Source organism: Helcococcus bovis (assembly GCF_046035835.1).
In the GTDB taxonomy this organism is placed as follows: Bacteria; Bacillota; Clostridia; order Tissierellales; family Peptoniphilaceae; genus Helcococcus; species Helcococcus bovis.
In genome coordinates, this window is record NZ_JBFNGB010000015.1 from 20655 (window position 1) to 44755 (window position 24101).

Here is a 24101-nt window from a genome sequence, read left to right on the forward strand (position 1 = left end):
GAGTTGATTCGTAATCAATTTCTTCTTACATATAATCATTGTGTAAAATAAAAACTGATGCTTCATTAAATTTTTTATAAAACATTTTTAATAAATTCTTTTAATTTTTGAGCTAATAAATAATTCTTCATCAGTTAAATATTTTCTAACTAAATCTCTTATAAAAAATTTATCAAATTCAGCATCATCATCTGATGCAAAAATAGTTTTATACCAAGTACCTCTTTGCATATAATCATCACTTACAACTTTATAATACTTATCTTCATCAATCATTTCATCATTAATAAATATATTAAATGGACTTTTTTGTATTTTAACATTTTTGCTAAATCCTAATGTTCCCAAAATACTTCCTCTAAATCCTGCTCCTTTTCCTGATTGAGAAATAAAACTTTTATCAAAGGATTGCTTAACTGCTTCTTTAATGTTTATGCCCTTAACGGGGAATATTGTTGGATTTAACTTTGATGGAAAAGTTTTTAATAAAGATTTCTTCGATACAGGTCTTACTAAATCATTTTCTGCAATACCATTATGCATTATTGCTAAATCTGCTTTTTTATACTTCATTAAAGCATCACATATAAAATTTATTAACTGATTTTCTTCAAAAGCATTAAATTTTAATTCCGAATTAATTAACAATTCTTTTGACATTAAGTCTTCTGCAAGTTTAATTTTTTTATCTAATACTTCATCAAATATAAGATTATTAACTTCGTCTAAATAAATTTGTTTATTTTCTATTACTTTTATTTCATTTCCTGATATATCTAACGAAACTTTACCTAATGTTTCTCCACGCCCTGACATTGAATAATTTCCTTCACTTTTAATAATATGAGTATGAGCTCCAAAAATAAAATTTATCTCAGGTATTTGTTTAAGTATCATTTCGTCAATTACATGTCCACTATGTGAAAGATATATTATATAGTCATATTGACCTTCATATTTTTCAAGTTCAATTTTTAAGGCTTTAATTGAATCCTGTGTTTTAAGATTTCCTAATACAAAAAATTTATTATACTTTCCATGCTCCCCTTTATAATCATAATAAGGTGCAGAACTTAATATTAAGAATTTCTTTCCAAATTTTTCTAATATTACTGATTTTTTTAAGCCAGGTATTTCTTTATCATTTGCATCGGTTAAGTTAGAACATATCATAGGATATTTTTTTACAAGCTTTGATAAATTATCAAATTCTAAATCTATTTCATTATTTCCTATTCCCATCAAATCTAATTTACATTGCATTAATAAGTCTAATGCTGACTCTCCTTTATCTGAATCTACAACAATACTCATTAAATCACAATAATCTCCCCCATCTAAATAAATGTCATTTTCAGTTTTGTTATCCATCATGTACTTATGTACTTTTCGTAAAAAATTGTAATTTGAATGTATATCATTTGTATGATAAAAATTTATAATCATATATTCCCCTTTTTATTTAACTAATATATATTATATTAATTATTAACAATAATTTCAAAAAAACAAACGCACAAAAAAAAGAGGGATAATGTTTTTTTTTGTGCGTTTATTTAAACACTTGGTATTTATCTTTCGTCTTTCGACATAATTATTGTATCTAATGTTTTAAATTATTTCTTATCATATAATTAAAAAATAGAGAATTTTTTAAGAAAAAAACTGAGAAAAAACTTAAAGTTTAATCTCAGTTATATTTTCTAAAATTCATCAAAATGAATATCATCCACATTTACACCTTTTGCCGTTAATGATTTTACTATACCACTTATCATGACTGGTGAGCCACATAAATAAGCTGTATATGTTTTATTTTCTTCAATGTATTTATCTATTGAGTTATTTACTCTACCTGTATCACCTTCCCAATTATCTGATTCAGAAGGTTTTGATAATGTAGGCATAAATTTAAAATCATGTAATTTTTCTTCAAACATTTTCATTTCATCTAACAAGAATAAGTCAGCCTTTGTTCTTGCTCCGAAATAAAATCTTGCAGGTTTTTTAATGTCATTATCTAACATGTGATATAAAATAGATCTAATAGGTGCAAACCCTGTACCTGCAGCAACCATTACTATTTCATCATTTTCATCATCATTATAATAGAAATCACCAAATGGTCCAACTAAAGTAATCTTATCCCCAACATTTAATACTTTGTGTACATATGTTGAAACTCTTCCTTCTAGAACTTGACCAATTAATAATTCAACATGTTTATCATCCTTAATTGATGATGCTATTGAATAAGCTCTATCCCAAGATTCATCTTGAGCATTATATCCCTCACCTTTTGGATAAGGTTTAGATTGTAATTGTAAAAATTGTCCCGGCTTAAAGTTAATTGTCTTTCCTTCTGGTAATTCCATTCTAATTTTAACAATTCTATCAGTCATAGGAATTTTTTCAACAAGTGTTGCTTCAAATTCTTGAACATTAAATAGTTCTTCTGGAATTTCAATGTCAATATTACTTTTAATCTTAACTTGGCAAGATAATCTTACATCTGAATCTAATTCTGATTTACTTAATAATGGTTTTTCTGTTGCTAAAACAGGACCAGCACCACTATTTACTTTACATTTACAATATCCACATGTACCTTTACCACCACATGCTGATGGTAAAAATATCTTTTCATTTTTCAAAGCATTTAATAAAGATTGACCACCTTCAACTTGTAAATCTTTTTCTTTATTAATTTTTAATCCAACAATACCATAATCATTTAAAAATTTATCTGCTATTGTCAATATTACTGCGAAAGCTGCGGAGATTATCGCAACTATACCAGTTGTTGTCAATACGTGATTCATAAAATCTCCCCTTCTTTCTTATGAAATTGAAACCATACCTGAGAATCCAATAAATGCCATAGCCATAATTCCTGTAATAATAAGGGTTATAGGTGCACCTTGAAGACCTTTTGGTAATCCATTTTCATTCATTCTAGCTCTTATGCCAGCCATTGAAATAATAGCTAACGCCCAACCAATACCTGAACCAATACCAAATAATAATGATTGTAAGAAATCATATTGTCTTGTAACCATAAATAGTGTTACCCCTAAGATAGCACAGTTTACTGTTATAAGTGGTAAGAAAATACCTAATGCATAGTATAGATTTGGAATATATCTTTCTAAAATCATTTCTAAAATTTGTACAAATGCAGCTATAACAACGATAAAGATAATGTAGTTTAAGTATTCAATACCTAATGACACCATTAACTTATTCATAAAGTAGTTAAGAACTGTTGTAATTGATAATACGAATGTTACAGCAATCCCTAAACCTGTTGCTGTTTCAACTTCCTTACTTACTGCGATAAATGAACACATTCCTAAAAAGTTACTAAATATCATATTGCTTGTAAATATGGAAGCAAAAAATATAACTAAAGGATTAATATACATTATTTAGCCCCCTTTTTATCTTTATTAATAAAGTTATACATTATCCACATAATAATTGGTAAAATGAAAAATGCTCCTGGAGGCATTATCATCAATGTCCATGCTGTTGCAGTTTTTGGTAAAATTTGGAATCCGAATAATGTACCAAAACCTAATAATTCTCTTATTACAGCAACCGCTAATAATACTAATGTATATCCTGCACCTGCTGACATACCATCTATTAATGATGCAACTGGAGGATTCGCCATTGCAAAACCTTCCGCTCTACCCATTATGATACAGTTTGTAATAATCAAACCTACATATGGTCCTAATGTTTTACTCATTTCTGGCATAAAAGCCTTTAGATACATATCAACTATGATTACGAAGAATGAAATAATAAATACTTGTACAACCATTCTGATATGCTTTGGTGTAATATCTTTTATAATTGAAATTATAAATGATGATAATCCTGTTGTAAAAATCAAAGCTAATCCCATTACTAATGAATTTTTAGCTGAGTTTGTTACTGCTAATGCTGAACATATACCTATAATTTGTAATAAAACAGGGTTATCATATAATAATTGATCTTTAAATATTTTAATATATTTATTCATTAATTACTTCCTCCCATTGTTTTAACAAATTTTGCCAAATCTCCAGAAACTAATCTTGCAACTGATAGAGATGTCATAGTAGCTCCAGAAATAAAATCTACTTTCTTGAATACATCTTTTGATCCAATATTTCTATATTGCTCTTTATAAAATGGTTCTTCAATACGTCCACCTAATCCTGGTGTTTCTGATTGCTTTATAAAATCAATTCCTAAAATTGTATTATAATCTTCACTCAATGCAACATAAGCTTCAATTGGCCCCCATAATCCAGGTCCTTGTAAAGAAACTGCATATGCTTTTTTACCATCTTTTTCGTATTCAAATATAGGTTTATTATTATATTTTTTATCTGTTTCTTTAACATTTGTAGTAAATTTATTATCTACGTCCTTTTGTGTACCATCATTTTCTATTGAAAAAACGTATAATATTTTCTTTCTTAGTTCAAATTCGGCATTTTTAGCTACGATTGGTTTAGTTTGTTCATTTAGCATAGCTAATAAGAATGTTAATACAGCTGCTAAAACAAGCATAAAAACTGCTGGATAAACTAATGATTTTTTCTTTTTATTAACCATTTGCCACCACCTTTTTAGCCACTGTTGCTTTTTTTGCTAATCTCTTCTTTCTATTTACTTCTTTAAATATATAATCAATAATTGGAGCAAATACTTCTGCGATTAAAATAGCAAACATCATTCCCCCTGGGAATAATGAGAATCCTCTTATAATAACTACTATAGCACCAATCATAATACCATAAATCCATTTTGCTTGGACTTGCTTTGGAGCAGATATTGGATCAGTAGACATAAATACAGTACCAAACATAAATCCACCAACTAATAATCCTTGTAATGGTGGTAAAACATCTCCTTCAACACCAATTAAAATCAATGCGTATGATGAAACTACAAAACCAATCAACGATGATACCATAATTTCCCATGATGCAACTTTTTTATAAATCATATAAGCTCCACCTAGAATAATTAATAAAGCAGATATTTCACCAATTGAACCAGCAATATTTCCTAAAAATAAATTTAATATATCTACTGTAGTCCCATTAATTTTTAAATCAAGTAATGGTGTTGGACTTGCTGTATGATCTAAAACAGGTGTTACCCATTTTGTAAATCCGCCTAAACCACTAATTAATCTTTCTGAATTTGCAGCTTGATTAAATGTAAGCATTGGTGTTGGAAAATTTATATATATGAATGCTCTACCAACAATTGCTGGATTGAAAACATTTTTACCAAATCCACCAAATACTTCTTTACCAAAGAAGATACCAAACGCTACCCCCACTCCAGACATCCAAAATGGCAATCCTGGAGATAATGTTAATGTAAATAAAGTCGCTGTTACAAAAGCTGCTTCTGTAATTTGGGCTTTTTTATACATGTATTTTTCTGAAAAGTACTCTACTGCACATGCCACAATGATGTTGAAAACCAATAATGCTAATGTTCTCCATCCAAATACATAAATCCCATAAATAATTATAGGTGACACTGCGGTAAGTACTGTTCTCATCATGTTTTGTTTTTTAAACAATTTTGAAAACATAATTCCTCCCTTTATTTTAATCTATCTATATAATAATATCATTCTTTGGGTATAATTTAAATATTTACTTAAATAAATATCTCATTTATTACCCTTCCATCTACATTTTTCATTTCCAATCCTAATATTCTAGCAAATGTTGGTCATTCATCAACCAAACTCATATCTAAAATTTCAAAATTTTTCTTAATATTTAGACCAGAAGCAAAAAATACAGTTTCATAATCTTTATGATCATTTAAGTACCCATGAGAAGAAATAAGATATCCATCTTCAACCTTTCCATCTTTCATCGGTATATTTTCAATCACTTTATCCAAAAATTTATCAGTAAAATAATATCCATCATTTGCCTTTGTTATAGTCTGCCATGATTTTACATTATTTCCACGTTTTTCTAAAAATCCTTTTTCTGCAAATAATGTATTTATACTTATTATCTTGTCTACAGGTATTTATGCATGGTCCCCTAAAGCAACCAATGTAGTGTCGTCATAAATTCCTTCTTCTTTTATTCCCCTAGTCTTCTATCTAATCTGACAATTGAATCTTTAGCTTCTTTTGAATCATGTCCATAATAATGTCTCATGGAATCTAGATCGATTAAATGAGATAAAAGTAAGTCTGGTCTATTTTTTTTATAGTATAACAAATCCCTGCAGTAGTAAAATGATCAAGATTAGGTTGATTTTTACCATCACGTATATGTCCAAAATTTTTATCTAATTCTAATTGATACCTCAAATTCCCACTAAATGCTGAAATTATTTTTTGATTCTTCCACTTTCTATTTGCCCATATTTCAGGCATATTCCATGTTATTTTCGATTTAGCAGTAACCGGCCACAACAAATTTGCAACCTTCATTTTATTTTTTATAGCTAAATCATATACAGTTTCTCTTTTAATATATTTTCTATACCAATCCGGACTATCAATTCTATTTTCTTGTAATAATGTATTTGTATTAACCTTATGATTTATTGGATAACATCCAGTAATTATAGAAGAATGACATACATATGTTAATGTAGAATTAACAGATTTAACATTAATTGAATAAGATGAATTTTCTATCAATTTTTTAAAATTTGGTAATGTTTTAAAAAATTCAAAATCTTTTTTGACAATGCATCAAAAGATAATACAACTAAATACTTTGATTTCATTTTTTTCTCCTTAAAATCTATTTTTGATAAAAAAATATGTTGAAACAAAACCAATTAAATTTTGCATCAACATAATAAATAATTTCAAATTAATCTTCTAAATTTACAGGTTCTTCTAATTTTTCAGGATTGTTTAAATATCTAAAGAATCTTCTCATCGCTGCAGCATAATAAAATCCATCACAAATTCTTTCATCTATTACAAACCCGATATTCATAATTTTTTCTTCAATAAATTCATTATTTTTCTTAACAATTTTTTTACCTTTTTTACCAATTGAAAGAAATGCTCCTATTGTACCTAAATTATAAATATGGTGCAATGCTGCATCCAAACCAATAGATCCCAAATTAGTAATAAATGCTGAAGCATGAAATGGACTTGCTTCTAACGCACTGCTTGGTATCATATTAATCTTATCCAAAAATTTAATACTTCCAACTAAAAATTTTAAAATAAATAAAGGTGTTTTGGAAAGCCCTTTAACAAATAAATCTGTAGCATTTTTAACATCTGTTTTTGTATCTTTTTCAGCTTGTATCTCTTTATTTAAAATATCTCTAACTTGAAGTGGTGTTTCATCTCCCTTAAATTTAAATTTAAGAGTAGTTTCAGCCGCATCTTCTGTCATTGCCTTTTTTACAACCATTGAAATGATTATTTCATTTCTCATGTAATATCTTCCGTTTATAATAAATTGATTAATTTTTGGTTTTTCTTTATATGTTCTCGCCATAGCTGCATAAATTATATGCATATATGACAATCTAACACCTGTTTTCTCATATACTTTTCTAATATAAATATCAAATGGCTCTAAAGAAATTTCTTGATTTAATGCTACCAATGCATCATTTCTTTCTTTCATTATTAAAGGTATAAATCTTGAAAACGGATCAACTTCTATCTTGTAACCATCTTTTCTCTTAAAAAACATAATTGCTCCTATATAATTTTATACATTAATACTTTACCACATATTTGTTTATTTGTAATATTTTTATTAAATTTAATATAATATTACAAATTAAAATTTTAATATTTAATTAAATATTAAAGGTTTAATTTGTTAATTGTTACTTTTTCTTAATATTTGAAAATGTAGTTTTAAATATTATTACATGTTTATGAATTTATTATCTAAATAAATAAAAACAAAATAAAATCTTTCATTTCTAAATATTGATTTTAAGCTATATTGTTCTATTATTCCATTTCAGCACAGCAAACATTTGCATGATAAATTATTAATATTTAGTTTTTTATATTTTAAAAATTAATCAAATAAAATTTGACACTTTCAAAATTAATATATATACTATAGGTATAAACGCAACCGTTTTCATTCGGTTGCAAAAAATATAGGAGGAAACATGAAAAAAAATTTAAAAAGTCTAGTAGCTTCAATGCTAGCATTTACATTGGTTTTAAGTGCTTGTGGTACTTCTAAACCAGCTCAAAAAGATGCTGACAAACCAGCAGATGGAAAACTAAAAGGTGAAATAACAGTTCAAGCTGAAAAAGGTTGGATGGAATACTACAAAAAAGCAGTAGATAAAATCACAAAAGCAAATCCAGATGCAAAAATTACTTTAAAAGAAACAGGTGCTTTTGAACATCTAGAAGTAATTACAAAAACAGATGCAACAAATAAAGATGTTGCTGACGTATTTGCAATTCCTGCTGATAAATTTACAGAATTAGCAGATAACAATGTTTTAGGTGCAATTCCTGCAGCTGAAATGGCAAAAGAATTAGGTGGATTTGATGATTTTGATAACGGATTAGGTGGACAATTCAAAAAAGATAAAGATTATCTAGCATTCCCATTCAATATTGAATCATTAGTTACATTTGTAAACACAAAAAACGCTGAAGCATTAAAAATTGATCATACAAAACCATTTGAAATGACTGCTCAAAAAGATGCTGCTACAGTTTTATTACCATTCTTTGATGCATGGTTTGGTGTAGCACCAAATAATGCTGGTGGTTTAGATTTATTAGCAAAAAATGAAGGAAAATTTGCTTCAACATATGCAAATCCTTATGATAAATTAAATGCAGATCAAAAAGCTGTATTTGATGGAATTTATGGATACTGGAAATTAAACAAAGATGCTGGCACCCCATTATTTGATACTGAAGCAGGTTGGGGATATATTGATAAAGAATTTACAACAGGCGGGAAAGGTGTTATCAGATTAGACGGACCTTGGTCAACAGCAGGTAACGGCGTTATAGCTAAAGAAATCAAAGCTGGAAATGTTGAAGTTTATCCAATTAACCACATTACTGTAGCTGGCAAACCATTTGCACACTGGAAAGGTGGTTGGGCATTAGCAATAAACTCTAGAATTGAAGAAAACAAAGATAAAGTAGCTTTGGCAACAGCAGTTATTAAAGAAGTTGTTAACCCAGCAAATGCTATTGATTTATATAAATCAACAGGTAAGATTTTAGGAAATGTAAAAGCTGATGTTTATAAAGCATCTGATTTATCAGAAATCGATAAGAAAGTTGTAACAAACGTAATCGAATCATACAACGTATCTCCTGCAAGACCATTATTCAAAGAATACGGACAAGTTTGGGATACATGGAAAAATGCAGTATTATCATGGAACTCTGTAAAACCAGCTGATCCAGCTGCAGCATACAAAGAATTAAACGCAGCATTTACATCAATGTTAGAACAACTTAAGTAATTAAAAGCAAATAAAATATAGTTAATAGCCAAAACTTAAGTTTTGGCTATTCCTATATTTACAGGTAACTATGGAAAATAAAAATATTAAATATATAAAAGAAAAAAAGACGGTTAATAGACTATTAATAATAACTGCACTAATAATTTTTATAGCTTCTCTAGAAGCATTTACTCTTGGTAAAAATCAAGATTTATTAAAAGTTTTTTTAGATTTAAATAAGAATAATACCCCATCCGATTATATGGGAATAATTATCACAAATTACTTTTTTAATATATTTGAAGTAATTTTAATAACACTTTTCACATTTTTCTCATATAAAAAATATGGCATATCAAAATTATTTAAGATAATATTTTCTTTAATAATTTTAATCAAAACTATTAATATTATTATTTCTTTTAAAACAAATTCTATTTTTTACTATTTGATAGTTTTATTATATATAACCTATCTTCTAGTTTTAATACAAGCACCAATAACAAAAAGGAAGGTAAACTATGGATTATTCAAAAACCATTAAAGATAGTGTAGGACGTGAATACCCAAGAAAAAATCAATACATAATTGATTTACTAAATGCATCTCCTTCTGAAAGAAAGAAAATTGAATCTAATAGAAAAAATCATCCATATATTAAAAAATTAGATGAATATTTAAAAAAAGAAAAAGCTTTTCTATCAAAAATTGAAAGCGACGCTAAAAACAGATTCAAAGATGTAAAAGATAAAAAAATTGCAGACCTACAAGAAAGAGAATTTAAGGCAAATCAAAAATTAGATTTTTACAAAAAATATGTTGATTTTTCATATGATGCAGAATTTAATTATCATTTTGCAGAAAGAGAACTTCGCCATATTCCAGACATGATCAAAAATGATAAAAATCTAAAGAAGGAATTAAAATCAAAAGAACAAAAATTAGCTAATATTACTCAAAAGGAAACTAAGGAAGCTAAAAAAATAATTCAAGAAAAAACAGAAGAAAGAAACAAACAACTACAAGCCGAACTTGTAGAATTAAAGAAAAAATATTCTGATGGATTAATTTCTAAAAAAGCATTAGCAACTGAAGAAAAAATTAGGAAAAGATCAGCAAAAGAAGATATAACAGCTCTTTCTTATATCGATAAGAAAAAAGCTACAGAAGAAGACATAAAAAATATTAAACATCATCTAAATATTGATTATAAATCAAAAATGAATGTATTAAATTCTGATATATCTGATGTAAGAAGAAAAACTCCTATAGAAGTAGAAAAGAAACATCCTATTTTATCTTATTTAACATTACCTATTCCGGGATTAGGTCAGTTGATAAATAAACAATATGTAAAATCTTTGTTGTTCTTTATCGGTACCTTGTTTATTTACTTTATTGCAATACCATATGCTCTTGGTTTTGGAAATTATCAAGGTGAAGGTATATCTGGACTTATAAGTCTTGCAGAAGGTGGGAAAAGATTAGATAAATCAATTATATTTATGATTGAAGGTATAATTTCGATATTCTTACTACTAATATCCATTTTAATCTACTATACTTCATTTTCAGATGTATATAATGTAGAAAAAAAAGAAATTCAAGGTGTAAGAAGAAGTGTTTGGTTTGAAACTAAAGAATCAATTTTAACAGATGGATTCCCTTATTTAGTAATATCCCCTGCTTCAATTGCAATCATATTCATAGTTTTAGTACCAATATTTACAACAATTTTAATTTCATTTACAAATTATGATCCAAACAATCAAGCTAAATTTACTTGGATTGGATTACAAAATTATAAATTACTTGCATTAGGACAAGGTGTAGCTGGTAAAGCATTCTGGCCAATTGTATTATGGACATTAATATGGACATTTGCTGCAACTACACTAGCTATAGCAATAGGATTTATTTTATCATTAATTGCAAATCAAGAAAGAATTAAATTTAAGGGATTATTTAGAACAATTTACTTGTTACCATGGGCTGTTCCAGCATTTATAACAATAATGTTCTTCTCACAAATGTTTGCAAAAGGCGGACCAATAACTGAAATGTTTCAAAAAACTTTCGGAATAGCATTAGATGTTAAAAATAATGCATTCCAAACAAGATTAGTATTAATCTTATTACAAGGTTGGTTAGGTTCAGCATATGTATTCTTATTATCAACAGGTATTTTACAAGGAATTCCTTCAGATTTATATGAAGCTGCTGAAATTGATGGTGCAACTGGATTTAAGAAAACATGGAGAATTACTATTCCTCTAGTGTTATTCCAAACTGCCCCACTTCTAATTGGACAATACACATTTAACTTTAATAACTTTTCAATTATTCACTTGTTTAATGGTGGTGGTCCATTTAACCCTTCAGTATATGGAAATGTTGCTGGTTCAACAGACTTACTAATTTCATATATATATAAATTAACTATAACAAGTAACTATCAAGCTCTAGGAGCTGCTGTAACAATTGTAATTTCACTTGTAATCATGTTCTTCTCATGGTTAGGATTTAGAAATACAAAAGCATTTAAGGGGAACTAATATGTTTAAGAAAAAAAATAAAAATAACGGTTTATATTTATCTGATAAACAGCCATTAAACACTGTTGGTAAAATACTTCTTGTGCTTTCCTATGCAATTTTAATTGCTTGGGCAATAGCTATTATTTGGCCTTTAGCAGTAATGGTAATATCAAGCTTTAACGGTAATCAAGGACAATACATCTCACTTTCAGGTGCATTCTCCTTCTCACTTAAAAATTTCACATACTTATTTGAAAAAACAAACTTTTTAATTTGGACAAAAAATACAATACTTATCGCAATTGCAACAGCTTTATTTACTTTATTAATTGTATCATTCACAGGATATGCGTATTCAAGATATAGATTCAAAGGTAAAAAAGCTAGTTTAATGGGGATTATGCTTATTCAAACAATCCCAGCTTTCGCTGGTATAACAGCATATTATGCAATACATTCTATAATTTCAGGTATTGTACCAGTATTTAGTAGAACTGCTATGCTAATCTTAATTTATTCTGCTGGTGGTATTGCAGGTAACACCTTTATACTAAAAGGATATATCGACTCTATTTCAAGTGAATTAGACGAAGCTGCAAGAATTGACGGATGTTCAAACTTCCAAGTATATAGATTAATCATTATGCCTATTGCAAAACCAATGTTAGCTATAATAGCATTATGGTCATTTATAGGTCCATTTATGGATTATATGTTGCCAGCTGTATTATTAACAAGTAATGAAGAATACACATTGGCTACAGGTCTATTTACATTAATACAAGATATGAGAACAATGAATGCTCCTGCTTTTGCTGCAGGTGGACTATTAACAGCGATTCCAATCGTAGTATTATTTATAAGTTTACAAAATCAATTAGTATCTGGATTAAGTAAAGGTTCAGTAAAAGGTTAGGAGATGAAAATGAAAGTTACATTAAATAATTTAGGTAAAAAATACGAAGGTAGAGATAAATTTACAATTAGACATATCGATTTAACAATCGAAGATAAAGAATTTTGCGCTATTTTAGGTCCTTCAGGATGTGGTAAATCTACATTATTAAGAATGATTGCTGGACTAAACTCAATAACAGAAGGTGAATTAATTTTTGGTGATAAACTAATGAATAAAGTTGCTCCAAAAGACAGAGATATCGCTATGGTATTCCAATCATATGCCCTATATCCTCACTTAACTGTATATGATAATATGGCATTTTCTTTACAAATGAAAAATGAAAGAAAAGAAGTTATCCATAAGAGAGTTATGGAAGCAGCAGAAATATTACAATTAAAAGAATATCTATATTCTAAACCATCTGATATTTCCGGTGGACAAAGACAAAGAGTTGCTTTAGGTAGAGCTATGGTAAGAAAACCAGGAGTATTCCTAATGGACGAACCATTATCAAACTTAGACGCAAAACTACGTGAACACATGAGAGTTGAGCTTGTAAGATTACACAAACAATTAGGTACAACATCAATTTACGTAACACACGACCAAACAGAAGCTATGACAATGGCCGACAAAATTATTCTTTTAGATAAAGGTAAAATCCAACAATTTGGTAAACCTGAAGAATTTTATAATGAACCAGCAAACTTATTCGTTGCAGGATTTATCGGTTCTCCAACAATGAATATTTTCAAAGGAAAATATGAAAATGGTCAATTTGTTTCAGAAAATGGTTTGATTAAAGTTACTCCTAAAGCTGGAGATCAAGAAAAATTAAAATCTCATAATGATAAAAAAGTTTATTTAGGAATCAGAGCAGAGAGATTTTTAGCAAAAGATTCTGATAATGCCTTAAATGGTAGAGTTGATGTTGTTGAAAACTTAGGTAAAGAAAAAATTCTTTATGTAAAATTAAATGATGGTACAGAAGTTGTTATTTCTCAACCAGGTCACTTCAAATATGAAGTTGATGAAATTCACAATTTTACATTTGATTTAGATGCTTTACATTTCTTTGATGGAGAAACAACAAATAGAATTAATTAAAGGAAAAATATATGACAAGAAAAGTTACAATTAGAGATGTAGCGTATCTAGCTGGAGTTAGTATTTCTACAGTATCTAGAGTAGTTTCAAATAAGGTAAATGTAAATGAAGCTACAAGACAAAAAGTTCAACGAGCAATTGATAAAACAGGTTATGAACCAAACTATACAGCTAGAGCTCTTGCAACTAAAAATACTGATACTATCGCCGTTATAATAGATAGAACACCAAGTAAAGGTTTTGGTAATTCATTTTTTCTTGATATACTTGATGCGATTGCAACTAGACTAAATTTTTATAGTAAAGATATGCTTTTAGTCTTTTCTGATGGTAAAAATTCAACAGAATATAGCAAAGTTAAATCATTAATCCAATCAAATAAAATTGATGGTGTAATAAAATTGTCAGTTCAAAAAAATGATAAAACTATTGAATATTTGAAAGAATCTGGAAAGCCAACTGTTGTAGTTGGCCGTCCAGATAGTAAAAATATTTTAAGTGTAAATAATGATAATTCAAAAGCGATGCAAAACGCTGTAAACTTTTTAATAAAAAAAGGTGCTAAAAAAACAGCATTTGTAGGTGGTAACAAAGAATATATAGTTACAATAGATAGACAAGAAGGTTTTGAAACAGCATTGAAAAAGCACATGATAAAATATACTCTTAAAGATATATTTTACACAGATTTTTCTATTGATGCAGGATATGAAATTGCAGATAAATTAATAGAAAAAAATTACGACTCAGTTGCTTGTACTGATGATTTAATTGCATATGGTATTGCAAAAAGATATAATGAATTAGGTAGGTTTATCAAAATAATAAGTTTCAACAATACTTATTTATCAAAGATATCAAATTTACCATTTTCAAGCGTAGACATAAACGCTAAACTACTAGGTAAAGAAGCTGTTGATTTAATGATGAATCCAGAATATTCAAAGAAACACACTCTAGTAGATACAAAATTAATAGTTAGGAGTTAAATATGTTAGATGAAAAATACAATTTTCAAAAAGTAAACGAAAATCGTACTTCTGGTGTTTTAATGCACATATCTTCCCTACCTGGTCCTTATGGAATCGGTGCAATGGGAGAAAACGCAAGAAGATTTGTTGACTTTTTGGTTGACGCAGGGCAAACTTATTGGCAAGTACTTCCAATTGGCCCTACAAGTTATGGAGACAGTCCTTATCAATCTTTTTCAACATTTGCAGGTAATCCATATTTTATAGATTTAGAATACCTAAAAAATGATGGGTTAATCACTCAAGAAGAATTAAATCCATTAAATGAAAATGTAGATATAGAAAGAATTGACTACGGCAGACTATATCATGAAAGATATGCTATCTTAAGAAAAGCTTTTGAAAGATTTGACTTATCTTCAATTGATTTTACAAGTTTTTGTAAACAAGAATCATTTTGGTTAAATGATTTCTCATTATTCATGGCATTAAAAGATGCCAATGGTGGAAATTCATGGACGCAATGGGATGAAAAATATAAATCAAGAAATAAAGAAGCTATTGCTGAATTTGAAGAATCAAATAAAGAAGATGTATTCTTCCACCTATTTATTCAATACATTTTCTATAAACAATGGGAAGCATTAAAAGAATATGCAAATTCAAGAGGAATAAAAATAATTGGTGATATTCCAATTTATGTTGCTGAAGATAGCTCAGATGTATGGGCAAATCCACAATTATTCTTACTAAAACCTGATTTAACACCTGCATTTGTAGGAGGATGTCCTCCGGATGCATTTTCTGATGCAGGTCAATTATGGGGAAATCCTGTATATAACTGGGCTGAAAACAAAAAAGAAAACTACAGATGGTGGATTGAAAGAATCAGATCATCATTCAAAATGTTTGACTGTGTAAGAATTGACCACTTTAGAGGTTTTGAATCATTTTGGCAAATACCCGCTGGTGATGATACAGCTAAAAATGGTTCATGGCAAAAAGGTCCAGCTTATGACCTATTCAGACAAATTAAAGAAGTTTTAGGCGATTTACCAATCATTGCCGAAGATCTAGGTTACATGACTAAAGAAGTTTATGAATTTAGACAACAAACAGCATTCCCAGGAATGAAAATCATCCAATTCGCATTCAACGAAGAAATGAACAGCGAACACATGCCTCACAACTACACAACAGACTATGTAGTGTACGCTGGCACACACGATAATGAAACACTTCGTGGATGGATTGATAATCAAGATCCAGCTCTATTACAAAGAGCTAAAGAATACGCAGGTTTAACCGAAGAAGAAGGTTACAACTGGGGTATAATTAGACTTTGTATGACATCTGTTGCAGATACAGCAATATTTCAATTACAAGATTTATTAGACTTAGGAAACTGGGCAAGAATGAATCTACCAGGAACATTAGGCACAAACTGGCAATGGAGAGCTAAAGAATTGCCTTCAAACGAATTAAAAGATAGATTATACAGATATACTAAAAACTCAAATAGAGTAAGAAAATAAAAAATAAAGAGAATCCACTTGCGGCACTAGTCCTCGCTCCTATGGAGCTGCGGAGGTGCCTAAGTGGATCTTTTTATTTTTTATGTAAATATATTGTTATATACATGAATACCTACTATATAAATACAAAAATCAAAAACTTCTTAGTAGCCACCTTTGCAGGATAAAATCCGAGGACTAGTGACGTAAGAAGAAGTTTTTGATTTTTTAATTAAATTTAAACTCAATCACATTCATATATTCTTCATCTTTTCTTAAAATGTAATTTGGTAAAAAGTCTTTGTTTATAAAATCCGGTTCGTATTGTGCTTCGAAACAAATTCCTTGATGATTAAAGGATTTTGAGCCAATCATATTAATGTTATTTCCTATTGCATTTCCGGAATATACTACTACTGAGGGGTATGATGTGTATACTTCCATGGAAATTTTTTGAGATGGATTTTTTAGTGTAACATATGGAAGATTACCATTTAATATGAATGTATGATCGTATCCTCCAAATTTTAATGTTTGTTCATGTTTTAAATTGTCTAAAAGACTTAAAGATTTAGATTGTAATAAATCAAAATCTGTATCTTTTGTGTCTTCGATTGAAATCGGTACACAATTATCAGCTGCAGCTAAGAATTTATTTGAATTTATTCTTAATTCATGATTTTTAATACTCTTTGTTTTATCTGCATTTAAATTGAAATATGCGTGATTTGTAATGTTTAATATTGTATCTTTATCTGATACTGCAAATATTTCTATTCTAAGTGTTGCATTTACAATTATGTATTTTACTTTTATATCAACATTTCCAGGATATCCTGAATCTCCATCTTTAAGCGTTGTTTTTAAGATAATGTATGGATTTACTTCTTTTTCATTAATTTCTACTAAATCCCAATATTTTTTAGTTAAATTAATATATCCTCCATGAATACTGTAATCACTCTCATTATTGTCTAATTGATATGTTTTTCCATTAAGTTCAAATTTTGCATTTGAAATTCTACCTGCAACTCTACCAACCATTGCCCCTAAACATATTGGATTTTCAATATATTGTTCTATATTTTCATAGCTTAATACACAATTAACTTTGTTGTATTCTAGTTCGTAAATACTTGCCCCAATATTCAAAACAGTTAGTTTTAACCTGTCACTTTTAATAGTAAATTTTTTTATTTCTGACATAATATCTCCTATGTAAAAATCCAGAAAAGGTCAAGCCTAATCTGGATCATAATTATAATTTTACTCTTTCAAATTCTATATTTTCTTCACTAATATTCATAACGACATATGATTCATATTCGCCGCCTCTGTCATATCCTGCAGAGCCGGGATTTAGAATTCTTATTCCATCTACAATTTTGTTGGTAAATACATGCGTATGCCCATATATTACGATATCCGCTTCACATTCCATCGCTTTGTACAATAAATGTGTATGTCCAAAATATACTTTTTCTAGATGTCCATGAGTTAAAAGAATTCTATGACCTTTTAATCTTATTAAATTATGATAAGGAACAGATGTTGCATTATAATCGTTGTTACCTCTAATCATCTCAACTGGTATATCAGTATGATTTTTAATATATCTTGCATCATCAACCATGTCACCTAAATGAATTATTAGTTCAGCATCTTCATGTTTTTCAAGTTCATTTATAAATGAATCTACTCTCCCATGTGTATCTGAAACAATTATGACTTTCATATTACGCTTCCAATTCTTCAAGAATTACTTTAAGATTTTCAATTGCTCGTCTTCTGTGATTTATAGTCGTTCTTTCCTCATCACTCATTTCAGCTAAAGTTCTATTAAAATCTTTTACGATGAATATTGGATTATAGCCAAATTTATTATCTCCTCTTTTTTCCGGGGAAATAAATCCTTCTAACTTTCCTTCAACATAATATACTTCTTCATCCTTTGTAATCAAGCAAATTGTTGTCATAAAATATGCTCTTCTATCATTTAAGTCTTCCAAATGACTTAATTCTTTAAGCATTTTTTCGTTATTATCATCATATGTTGCATTTTCTCCTGCAAATCTAGCTGTATAAACGCCTGGATTCCAGTCCAATGCTTCTACAAATAGTCCTGTATCATCAGCAATTACATTTTCATGAGTTAAATCAAATAACGCTTTTGCCTTGATGTATGCATTTTCTCTTAAAGTTTCACCAGTTTCCTCAACATCAAAATCTTCTAAATTAAGATCTGACTTCAAAAGAAGTTCGTGATTATCTCCAATTATTTTTTTTATTTCTTTAATTTTATCTTTGTTTGAACTTGAAAGAATTAATTTCATCGTTTTTCTAACTCCTCTTTAATCATCTTGCTTGCTTCTTGTGGGTTAGCTTTTCCTTTTGATTTCTTCATAACTTGCCCCATTAAGAATCCTAATGCTCTATCTTTACCAGCCTTAAAATCTTCGATTGATTGTGGATTTGCATTAAGTACTTCATTAACTAAATTTACTAAGAAATCAGAATCATTATTTTGCTCTAATCCCAATTCAATCATAACTTTTTCCGGATCTTCATTTGATTCAAATATTTCTCTAAATATCTTTTTACCTGAGTTATTTGAAACTTTTCCATCTTTTACTAATTGTAGTAATTTCACAAAATTTTCTTTAGATAGTTTTACTTCAGATATTTCAATTTCATATTCTTTAAGTCTTCTCATCATCTCAGTTAATATCCATGATGAAACTAATGTTGGCTCATTAAATTTAGAAATTAAATCTTCAAAATACATTGAAAGTTCTTTATCTTTAGATAGAACATTTGCATCATATTCTGTCAATTTGTATTCTCTAATAAATCTTTCCTTCTTAGCTCTTGGCAATTCTGGTAAATTATCTCTAATATCCTTGATAAATTCATCTGATAGGCTTACTCTTGGCATGTCAGACTCAACAGTAAATCTATAATCATTTTCTTCATCTTTCTTTCTCATTAGTATTGTTGTACCTGATGCTTCATCCCATCTTCTTGTTTCTTTTGAAGATGTAATTCCATTTTTCAAGTTTTCGGCTTGTCTTTTTTCTTCATATTGAATAGCTCTTTCAACAGATCTAAATGAGTTAAGATTCTTAACTTCTACGATTGCATGTCTATTTCCTTCATCATCTTTAATATTTACATTAACATCACATCTCAATGAACCTTCTTCCATTTTCCCATCGGATGCTTCGATATATCTAAGTCTTTGTCTTAGATTTTCCAAGAAAGCTCTTGCTTCTTCAGCACTTGAAATGTCAGGTTCAGTAACTATTTCTATAAGTGGAACACCTGCTCTGTTAAAGTCTAAAAGTGTCTTTCCATCATCTGTATGTGTTGATTTACCTGTATCTTCTTCAACGTGGATTCTTTGGATTCTAATTTTCTTTAATTCTTCACCTGATTCAATTTCTAAAAATCCATGTTCTGCAAATGGCTCATCTTGCTGAGTAATTTGAAAACCTTTTGTTAAATCTGGATAGAAATATTTTTTTCTATCAAATTTCATAACTTGTCTGATGTCACAATCAAATGCGATACCAGCCCTAATAGCTAATTCTAATGCTTTTTTGTTAATTCTTGGGAATGTACCTACAACGCCAAGACATGTAGGACATACTAAAGTATTTGGAGCTTGTCCGAATTCATTTTTACATGAACAGAACATTTTTGTTTTTGTTAAAAGTTCTGTATGTATTTCTAAACCTACAATTGTTCTCATTTTAAGCCTCCTTCTACTTTCTCTGCAATTGCCAATAATCTCATATCATCATATCTCTTACCTGAAATTTGAATTGAGCCTAAAACCCCTTCTTTCATAGGAATGGATATTGCTGGAATATCAGATAAGTTTGTTAGCATATTAAACATTCCTACATCAAATGATGCGTACGAATCAGCACTTGATTCTCCAACTTTTTTAGGTAAATCAATTGTTGTAGGTGTAATTAATGCATCGTAATTTTCAAATAATTTATCAATTTGACTTCTTACAGCACCTCTTATTTTCATAGCTTGTTTATAGTATTTTTGGTCATTATCTTTTGACGCAAAGAAATTACCAAGTGCAATCCTTCTTCTAACTTCTTCCCCAAAATTATCTGTTCTATTTTTCACATAAAAATCTTCTGTTGAATTGTATTTTTCTACAGTTTGTCCATATCTCAATCCATCAATCTTAGCAATGTTTGATTCTACTTCAATCGACATGATTACAGTATATACATCATTAATTAAATCCAAATAATTTAATGACACGATATCAATGTTTGCCCCTAAGGATTTCAATTTTTCAATTGTTTCATCAAATAATTCTTTAATTTGTGGATTTACATTATATTCATCCTTTAATTCTATAACGGCTATTTTTAAATCATTAAGTTCAACTTTTCCATTAAATTCTTCAATATCTAATGAAGTAAAATCAAGCTCTGATTTTCCTCTTGCAATATTAAATAATTCTCTAATATCTGAAACTGTAGTACCCATTACTCCTACTCTATCCAAACTATTTGACATTGAGATTACTCCATATCTTGGAATTGCTCCGTATGTAGGTGCAAATCCCATAACGTGACAAAAGTCAGCCGGATTTCTCACAGAACCTCCAGTATCACTACCGAAAGCTACTACTGCTTCTTCAGCTGCAAGTGCTGCACCTGAGCCTGATGATGAACCACCGGGAGTTACGGTGTTGTCAAATGGATTTATTGTCGCCCCAAAATACGAAGTTTCTGATGAGCCACCCATTGCATATTCGTCCATATTTGTCTTACCAATTATAATTGCATCTGTACTTTTAAGTCTTTCCATTATTACAGCGTCAAAAAATGGTACAAAATCTTTTAATGATTTTGAAGATGCTGTTGTTCTCAAATCTTTAGTAAGAATATTATCTTTAATAGCTACAGGAACTCCAAAAAGCCCTTTTATTTCAGCTCCATTCTTAATCTTTTCATCTAATTCTTTAGCTTGTTCTAATGCTTTTTCCTTATTTAATGTAAGATAAGTATTATAATTATTTTTTTCAATTAAATCATAAATACTTAAAATATATGATTCAACTGTAAATTCACCATCTCTATATTTTTTGTGTAATGTCTTAATATCCATGCTTCACCTAATCTTCCATAATATTGTCTAATTTAAAATATCCATATTCTCTATGTTGTGTATTTGCAAATATCAACTCTCTATCCGTTGATTCCTTAATTTCATCATCTCTAAGTGGAGAAACTAATTCTGATGTAATTTCATAAGTTTCCATTTCTGATGTATCAACGTCTAGCAATTTATCTGCCATTTTCACAACTTTTTCAAATTTTTCAATTTCAATTTTTCTTTCAGATTCATCACTTGGTAAATCTAAATATGCTTTTTTATAATATCTTTCTACATTCATTATTCTAATCCTTCTAAAAATTTTATTAATTCTTCACCTTGATAAATTTTCACATTATTTTGCTGTGCCTTAGCCAATTTTGAACCAGCTTTTTCTCCAGCAAGTAAAATATCTGTACTCTTTGATACGGATGATGTAACTTTAGCACCTTTTAACTTTAATTTTTCTTCTATTTCTTTTCGATTATAGCCTTCAATTGTACCCGTTACAACCATTACTAAATCTTTTAATTCATCAGTTTTTGACTCATTTATTTCAATAAATTTAATTCCTTTTGAAATTAAATCATCCAATCCTTTTTTTATCCTTTCATCATGAAAAAACTCAACAATAGCATTCGCTGTAATTTCCCCTATATCTGAAACATTAATCAAATCATCAAATTTAGCTTCTTTTAGCTTATCTAAAGTTACAAATTGATCTGCCAAATCAGATGCCGTCTTCACTCCAACATTTGGGATTCCAAGTGCAAATATGAATGATTTTAGTTTAACTTCTTTAGATTTTTCAATTGATTCCAAAACATTATCAGCCTTCTTATCCTTAAATCCTTCCAACTTAAACAAATCATCTTTTGTAATGTCATAAAGTTCGTCAATTTCACTAATATCAAGCACTTCAATCATTTTGTCAATGGTCTTTTCAGACAATCCCTCAATATTCATAGCTTCTCTTGAAGCAAAATGAGTAAGTCTGGCATTTAACTGTGGTTTACAATTTAATGAATTTTGACAATATATATGAACATTATCATAAAATAATTCTGAATGACAATACGGACAAAATAAAGGTTTTTCAATATCTACAGTATTGCTGTTATCTTCATCTATTGCAGTTAATATTTCCGGAATTACATCATTAGATCTTCTAATCAATACATCAGACCCGATTTTTACTTTTTTTCTCTGAATATCATCAAAATTATTCAATGTTGCCCTTGAAACAGTAACTCCCTCAATATCAACAGGCTCTAAAATTGCGACAGGTGTAACTTTCCCTGTACGACCTACATTCCATATTACTTCTTTAATTTTTGTCACATACTGTTCAGCTTCAAACTTATATGCTATAGCCCATCTTGGAAACTTATTTGTATATCCCAAAACATCCCTAGTTCTAAAATCATTAATCTTAATAACAACTCCATCAGTTAATACATCAATCGTCTTTCTATATTCTCCAATCTCTGTAATTACCTGAACCAGTTCTTGAAAAGTATGAACCTTTTTTCTAAATGGAAATGTATTAAATTTGTTATCTACAAGAAATTCAAACACTTCGTCCTGTGAATTTATAACATTTTGATCGATAAATCCAATATTATATAAGTAGCACTCTAAATTTCTACTTCTAGTAACTGCTGGATCAAGATTTCTTAAAGCTCCAGCTGCGGCATTTCTTGCATTTTTAAGCTTATCATCATGTGTTTGATTGTATTTTTCAAGAGATGACAAAGGCATAACTCCTTCACCAGAAACCTCAACAACTCCTTTAAAATCAATAGTTCTAGGAATTGAATCAATTGTTAAAACCTGTGGTAAAATTTCCTCCCCAATTACTCCAGTTCCTCTAGTTGCTGCATTTTCAAGTTTCCCATCTTTATATGTTAAATTTATTGTAAGTCCATCAAATTTTAGCTCTACAATATACTCAATTTCAGGAAGAATATCATTTGCCCCGGCATTATATTGTAATCTCAACTTTTCAGCTCTATTCATCCAATCTTCAATTTCTTCAAAAGATTGAGCCTTATCTAGTGAATACAATCTTCCCAAATGCTCATGTTTTACAAATTTTTCCAGAACCTTATCCCCAACAATCTGAGTTGGTGAATCTTCAAAAATTAGCCCACTTTCCTCTTCCAATTTCTTAAGTTCATCATACAATTTATCATATTCCTTATCAGAAATTAAAGGTTCATCAAGTGTATAATAATGATAATTAAGCTCCTTAATACGCTCTATTAAATTTTTAATTTTTATTTCAATATCACACATAATATCTCCATTTAGATTAATCAACACTATTATTATAGCACATTATATTGATATATAAAACGTGCTTATTGGTTGGGAATGATATATTTAATTAGTTTTAAACATATTTAATAATTTCAATTTAATGACATTTCTTAAAATCAATTAAAATATAAAAAAGCACATACATTTG

The 24101-nt window shown here is 28.8% G+C and carries 24 protein-coding genes; 7 read left to right on the forward strand and 17 right to left on the reverse strand.

Translation table 11 applies throughout. From position 1 onward, the window contains the following. Positions 1–87: 87 nt before the first annotated feature. From ABGF48_RS05930 to ABGF48_RS05975, 10 genes are all read right to left on the reverse strand, one after another. Positions 88–1446: a 5'-nucleotidase C-terminal domain-containing protein gene (locus ABGF48_RS05930; protein WP_408105419.1), complete on the reverse strand. Its 1359-nt coding sequence runs from the start codon at positions 1444–1446 to the stop codon at positions 88–90. Between the two features lie 257 nt (positions 1447–1703). Continuing rightward, entirely contained in the window at positions 1704–2822 is a 1119-nt protein-coding gene (locus ABGF48_RS05935) for an NADH:ubiquinone reductase (Na(+)-transporting) subunit F (RefSeq protein WP_408105420.1), read from the reverse strand. A gap of 18 nt (positions 2823–2840) precedes the next feature. Beyond that, the gene (locus tag ABGF48_RS05940; RefSeq protein ID WP_408105421.1) at positions 2841–3425 is read right to left on the reverse strand and encodes an NADH:ubiquinone reductase (Na(+)-transporting) subunit E; all 585 of its coding nucleotides are present in this window, start codon (positions 3423–3425) and stop codon (positions 2841–2843) included. Next, on the reverse strand, positions 3425–4033 hold the full coding sequence (locus tag ABGF48_RS05945) for an NADH:ubiquinone reductase (Na(+)-transporting) subunit D (RefSeq protein WP_408105422.1): 609 nt from the start codon (positions 4031–4033) through the stop codon (positions 3425–3427). The genes ABGF48_RS05940 and ABGF48_RS05945 overlap by 1 nt, the downstream gene beginning before the upstream one ends. After that, positions 4033–4614 carry an FMN-binding protein gene (locus tag ABGF48_RS05950; RefSeq protein WP_408105423.1) on the reverse strand — a complete coding sequence of 194 codons (582 nt, stop codon included), beginning with the start codon at positions 4612–4614 and terminating at the stop codon, positions 4033–4035. Before ABGF48_RS05950 ends, ABGF48_RS05945 begins: the two co-directional genes overlap by 1 nt. Further along, entirely contained in the window at positions 4607–5611 is a 1005-nt protein-coding gene (locus ABGF48_RS05955; RefSeq protein WP_408105424.1) for an RnfABCDGE type electron transport complex subunit D, read from the reverse strand. The genes ABGF48_RS05950 and ABGF48_RS05955 overlap by 8 nt, the downstream gene beginning before the upstream one ends. A gap of 143 nt (positions 5612–5754) precedes the next feature. Further along, positions 5755–5931 carry a hypothetical protein gene (locus ABGF48_RS05960; RefSeq protein WP_408105425.1) on the reverse strand — a complete coding sequence of 59 codons (177 nt, stop codon included), beginning with the start codon at positions 5929–5931 and terminating at the stop codon, positions 5755–5757. A 191-nt stretch (positions 5932–6122) separates the two neighbouring features. After that, positions 6123–6200 (reverse strand): hypothetical protein, encoded by a 78-nt coding sequence (locus ABGF48_RS05965; protein ID WP_408105441.1) that lies wholly within the window; start codon positions 6198–6200, stop codon positions 6123–6125. Positions 6201–6214: 14 nt separating this feature from the next. Next, positions 6215–6742, reverse strand: coding sequence for an alkaline phosphatase family protein (locus tag ABGF48_RS05970; protein ID WP_408105442.1), 528 nt, complete (start codon positions 6740–6742; stop codon positions 6215–6217). Positions 6743–6869: 127 nt separating this feature from the next. After that, positions 6870–7718: a 2-oxo acid dehydrogenase subunit E2 gene (locus tag ABGF48_RS05975; RefSeq protein WP_408105426.1), complete on the reverse strand. Its 849-nt coding sequence runs from the start codon at positions 7716–7718 to the stop codon at positions 6870–6872. Positions 7719–8154: 436 nt separating this feature from the next. Between ABGF48_RS05975 and ABGF48_RS05980 the strand changes: the two genes are divergently transcribed. The 7 genes from ABGF48_RS05980 (at position 8155) to malQ (ending at position 16522) form a co-directional block, all read left to right on the forward strand. After that, positions 8155–9489 (forward strand): sugar ABC transporter substrate-binding protein, encoded by a 1335-nt coding sequence (locus ABGF48_RS05980; RefSeq protein WP_408105427.1) that lies wholly within the window; start codon positions 8155–8157, stop codon positions 9487–9489. A 70-nt stretch (positions 9490–9559) separates the two neighbouring features. Further along, positions 9560–10015: a hypothetical protein gene (locus ABGF48_RS05985; protein ID WP_408105428.1), complete on the forward strand. Its 456-nt coding sequence runs from the start codon at positions 9560–9562 to the stop codon at positions 10013–10015. Then, positions 9993–12026 carry a carbohydrate ABC transporter permease gene (locus tag ABGF48_RS05990; RefSeq protein WP_408105429.1) on the forward strand — a complete coding sequence of 678 codons (2034 nt, stop codon included), beginning with the start codon at positions 9993–9995 and terminating at the stop codon, positions 12024–12026. Before ABGF48_RS05985 ends, ABGF48_RS05990 begins: the two co-directional genes overlap by 23 nt. A 1-nt stretch (position 12027) precedes the next feature. Further along, positions 12028–12924, forward strand: coding sequence for a sugar ABC transporter permease (locus ABGF48_RS05995; RefSeq protein ID WP_408105430.1), 897 nt, complete (start codon positions 12028–12030; stop codon positions 12922–12924). A gap of 9 nt (positions 12925–12933) precedes the next feature. Beyond that, the gene (locus tag ABGF48_RS06000; RefSeq protein ID WP_408105431.1) at positions 12934–14016 is read left to right on the forward strand and encodes an ABC transporter ATP-binding protein; all 1083 of its coding nucleotides are present in this window, start codon (positions 12934–12936) and stop codon (positions 14014–14016) included. An 11-nt stretch (positions 14017–14027) separates the two neighbouring features. Then, positions 14028–15005, forward strand: coding sequence for a LacI family DNA-binding transcriptional regulator (locus ABGF48_RS06005; protein WP_408105432.1), 978 nt, complete (start codon positions 14028–14030; stop codon positions 15003–15005). Positions 15006–15007: 2 nt separating this feature from the next. Next, the gene (gene malQ, locus ABGF48_RS06010; protein WP_408105433.1) at positions 15008–16522 is read left to right on the forward strand and encodes a 4-alpha-glucanotransferase; all 1515 of its coding nucleotides are present in this window, start codon (positions 15008–15010) and stop codon (positions 16520–16522) included. A 207-nt stretch (positions 16523–16729) separates the two neighbouring features. Here the strand turns inward: malQ and ABGF48_RS06015 are convergent, their stop codons facing one another. Genes ABGF48_RS06015 through ligA form a run of 7 tightly spaced genes read right to left on the reverse strand, consistent with a single transcriptional unit; the run spans position 16730 to position 23929 of the window. Then, positions 16730–17707: an aldose epimerase family protein gene (locus ABGF48_RS06015; RefSeq protein WP_408105434.1), complete on the reverse strand. Its 978-nt coding sequence runs from the start codon at positions 17705–17707 to the stop codon at positions 16730–16732. Between the two features lie 52 nt (positions 17708–17759). Further along, a complete protein-coding gene (locus ABGF48_RS06020; protein ID WP_408105435.1) occupies positions 17760–18236 on the reverse strand; it encodes a metallophosphoesterase family protein in 477 nt (158 codons plus the stop codon). Position 18237: 1 nt separating this feature from the next. Then, positions 18238–18834 (reverse strand): RdgB/HAM1 family non-canonical purine NTP pyrophosphatase, encoded by a 597-nt coding sequence (rdgB, locus tag ABGF48_RS06025; RefSeq protein ID WP_408105436.1) that lies wholly within the window; start codon positions 18832–18834, stop codon positions 18238–18240. Next, positions 18831–20252 (reverse strand): Asp-tRNA(Asn)/Glu-tRNA(Gln) amidotransferase subunit GatB, encoded by a 1422-nt coding sequence (gatB, locus tag ABGF48_RS06030; RefSeq protein ID WP_408105437.1) that lies wholly within the window; start codon positions 20250–20252, stop codon positions 18831–18833. Before gatB ends, rdgB begins: the two co-directional genes overlap by 4 nt. Continuing rightward, on the reverse strand, positions 20249–21643 hold the full coding sequence (locus tag ABGF48_RS06035; protein WP_408105438.1) for an amidase family protein: 1395 nt from the start codon (positions 21641–21643) through the stop codon (positions 20249–20251). The genes gatB and ABGF48_RS06035 overlap by 4 nt, the downstream gene beginning before the upstream one ends. A gap of 7 nt (positions 21644–21650) precedes the next feature. Beyond that, positions 21651–21932, reverse strand: a complete 282-nt coding sequence (locus tag ABGF48_RS06040) for an Asp-tRNA(Asn)/Glu-tRNA(Gln) amidotransferase subunit GatC (RefSeq protein WP_408105439.1) — start codon at positions 21930–21932, stop codon at positions 21651–21653. Beyond that, complete coding sequence (gene ligA / locus ABGF48_RS06045; protein ID WP_408105440.1) at positions 21932–23929, reverse strand: NAD-dependent DNA ligase LigA; 1998 nt, start codon at positions 23927–23929, stop codon at positions 21932–21934. Before ligA ends, ABGF48_RS06040 begins: the two co-directional genes overlap by 1 nt. Between the last annotated feature and the right edge of the window lie 172 nt (positions 23930–24101).

Bases quoted from the DNA above. Each gene is read 5' to 3' on its own strand.
- ABGF48_RS05930 (WP_408105419.1), bottom strand. From the start codon at position 1,446: ATGATTATAAATTTTTATCATACAAATGATATACATTCAAATTACAAT.
- ABGF48_RS05935 (WP_408105420.1), bottom strand. From the start codon at position 2,822: ATGAATCACGTATTGACAACAACTGGTATAGTTGCGATAATCTCCGCA.
- ABGF48_RS05940 (WP_408105421.1), bottom strand. From the start codon at position 3,425: ATGTATATTAATCCTTTAGTTATATTTTTTGCTTCCATATTTACAAGC.
- ABGF48_RS05945 (WP_408105422.1), bottom strand. From the start codon at position 4,033: ATGAATAAATATATTAAAATATTTAAAGATCAATTATTATATGATAAC.
- ABGF48_RS05950 (WP_408105423.1), bottom strand. From the start codon at position 4,614: ATGGTTAATAAAAAGAAAAAATCATTAGTTTATCCAGCAGTTTTTATG.
- ABGF48_RS05955 (WP_408105424.1), bottom strand. From the start codon at position 5,611: ATGTTTTCAAAATTGTTTAAAAAACAAAACATGATGAGAACAGTACTT.
- ABGF48_RS05965 (WP_408105441.1), bottom strand. From the start codon at position 6,200: ATGAGACATTATTATGGACATGATTCAAAAGAAGCTAAAGATTCAATT.
- ABGF48_RS05975 (WP_408105426.1), bottom strand. From the start codon at position 7,718: ATGTTTTTTAAGAGAAAAGATGGTTACAAGATAGAAGTTGATCCGTTT.
- ABGF48_RS05980 (WP_408105427.1), top strand. From the start codon at position 8,155: ATGAAAAAAAATTTAAAAAGTCTAGTAGCTTCAATGCTAGCATTTACA.
- ABGF48_RS05985 (WP_408105428.1), top strand. From the start codon at position 9,560: ATGGAAAATAAAAATATTAAATATATAAAAGAAAAAAAGACGGTTAAT.
- ABGF48_RS05990 (WP_408105429.1), top strand. From the start codon at position 9,993: ATGGATTATTCAAAAACCATTAAAGATAGTGTAGGACGTGAATACCCA.
- ABGF48_RS05995 (WP_408105430.1), top strand. From the start codon at position 12,028: ATGTTTAAGAAAAAAAATAAAAATAACGGTTTATATTTATCTGATAAA.
- ABGF48_RS06000 (WP_408105431.1), top strand. From the start codon at position 12,934: ATGAAAGTTACATTAAATAATTTAGGTAAAAAATACGAAGGTAGAGAT.
- ABGF48_RS06005 (WP_408105432.1), top strand. From the start codon at position 14,028: ATGACAAGAAAAGTTACAATTAGAGATGTAGCGTATCTAGCTGGAGTT.
- malQ (WP_408105433.1), top strand. From the start codon at position 15,008: ATGTTAGATGAAAAATACAATTTTCAAAAAGTAAACGAAAATCGTACT.
- ABGF48_RS06015 (WP_408105434.1), bottom strand. From the start codon at position 17,707: ATGTCAGAAATAAAAAAATTTACTATTAAAAGTGACAGGTTAAAACTA.
- ABGF48_RS06020 (WP_408105435.1), bottom strand. From the start codon at position 18,236: ATGAAAGTCATAATTGTTTCAGATACACATGGGAGAGTAGATTCATTT.
- rdgB (WP_408105436.1), bottom strand. From the start codon at position 18,834: ATGAAATTAATTCTTTCAAGTTCAAACAAAGATAAAATTAAAGAAATA.
- gatB (WP_408105437.1), bottom strand. From the start codon at position 20,252: ATGAGAACAATTGTAGGTTTAGAAATACATACAGAACTTTTAACAAAA.
- ABGF48_RS06035 (WP_408105438.1), bottom strand. From the start codon at position 21,643: ATGGATATTAAGACATTACACAAAAAATATAGAGATGGTGAATTTACA.
- ABGF48_RS06040 (WP_408105439.1), bottom strand. From the start codon at position 21,932: ATGAATGTAGAAAGATATTATAAAAAAGCATATTTAGATTTACCAAGT.
- ligA (WP_408105440.1), bottom strand. From the start codon at position 23,929: ATGTGTGATATTGAAATAAAAATTAAAAATTTAATAGAGCGTATTAAG.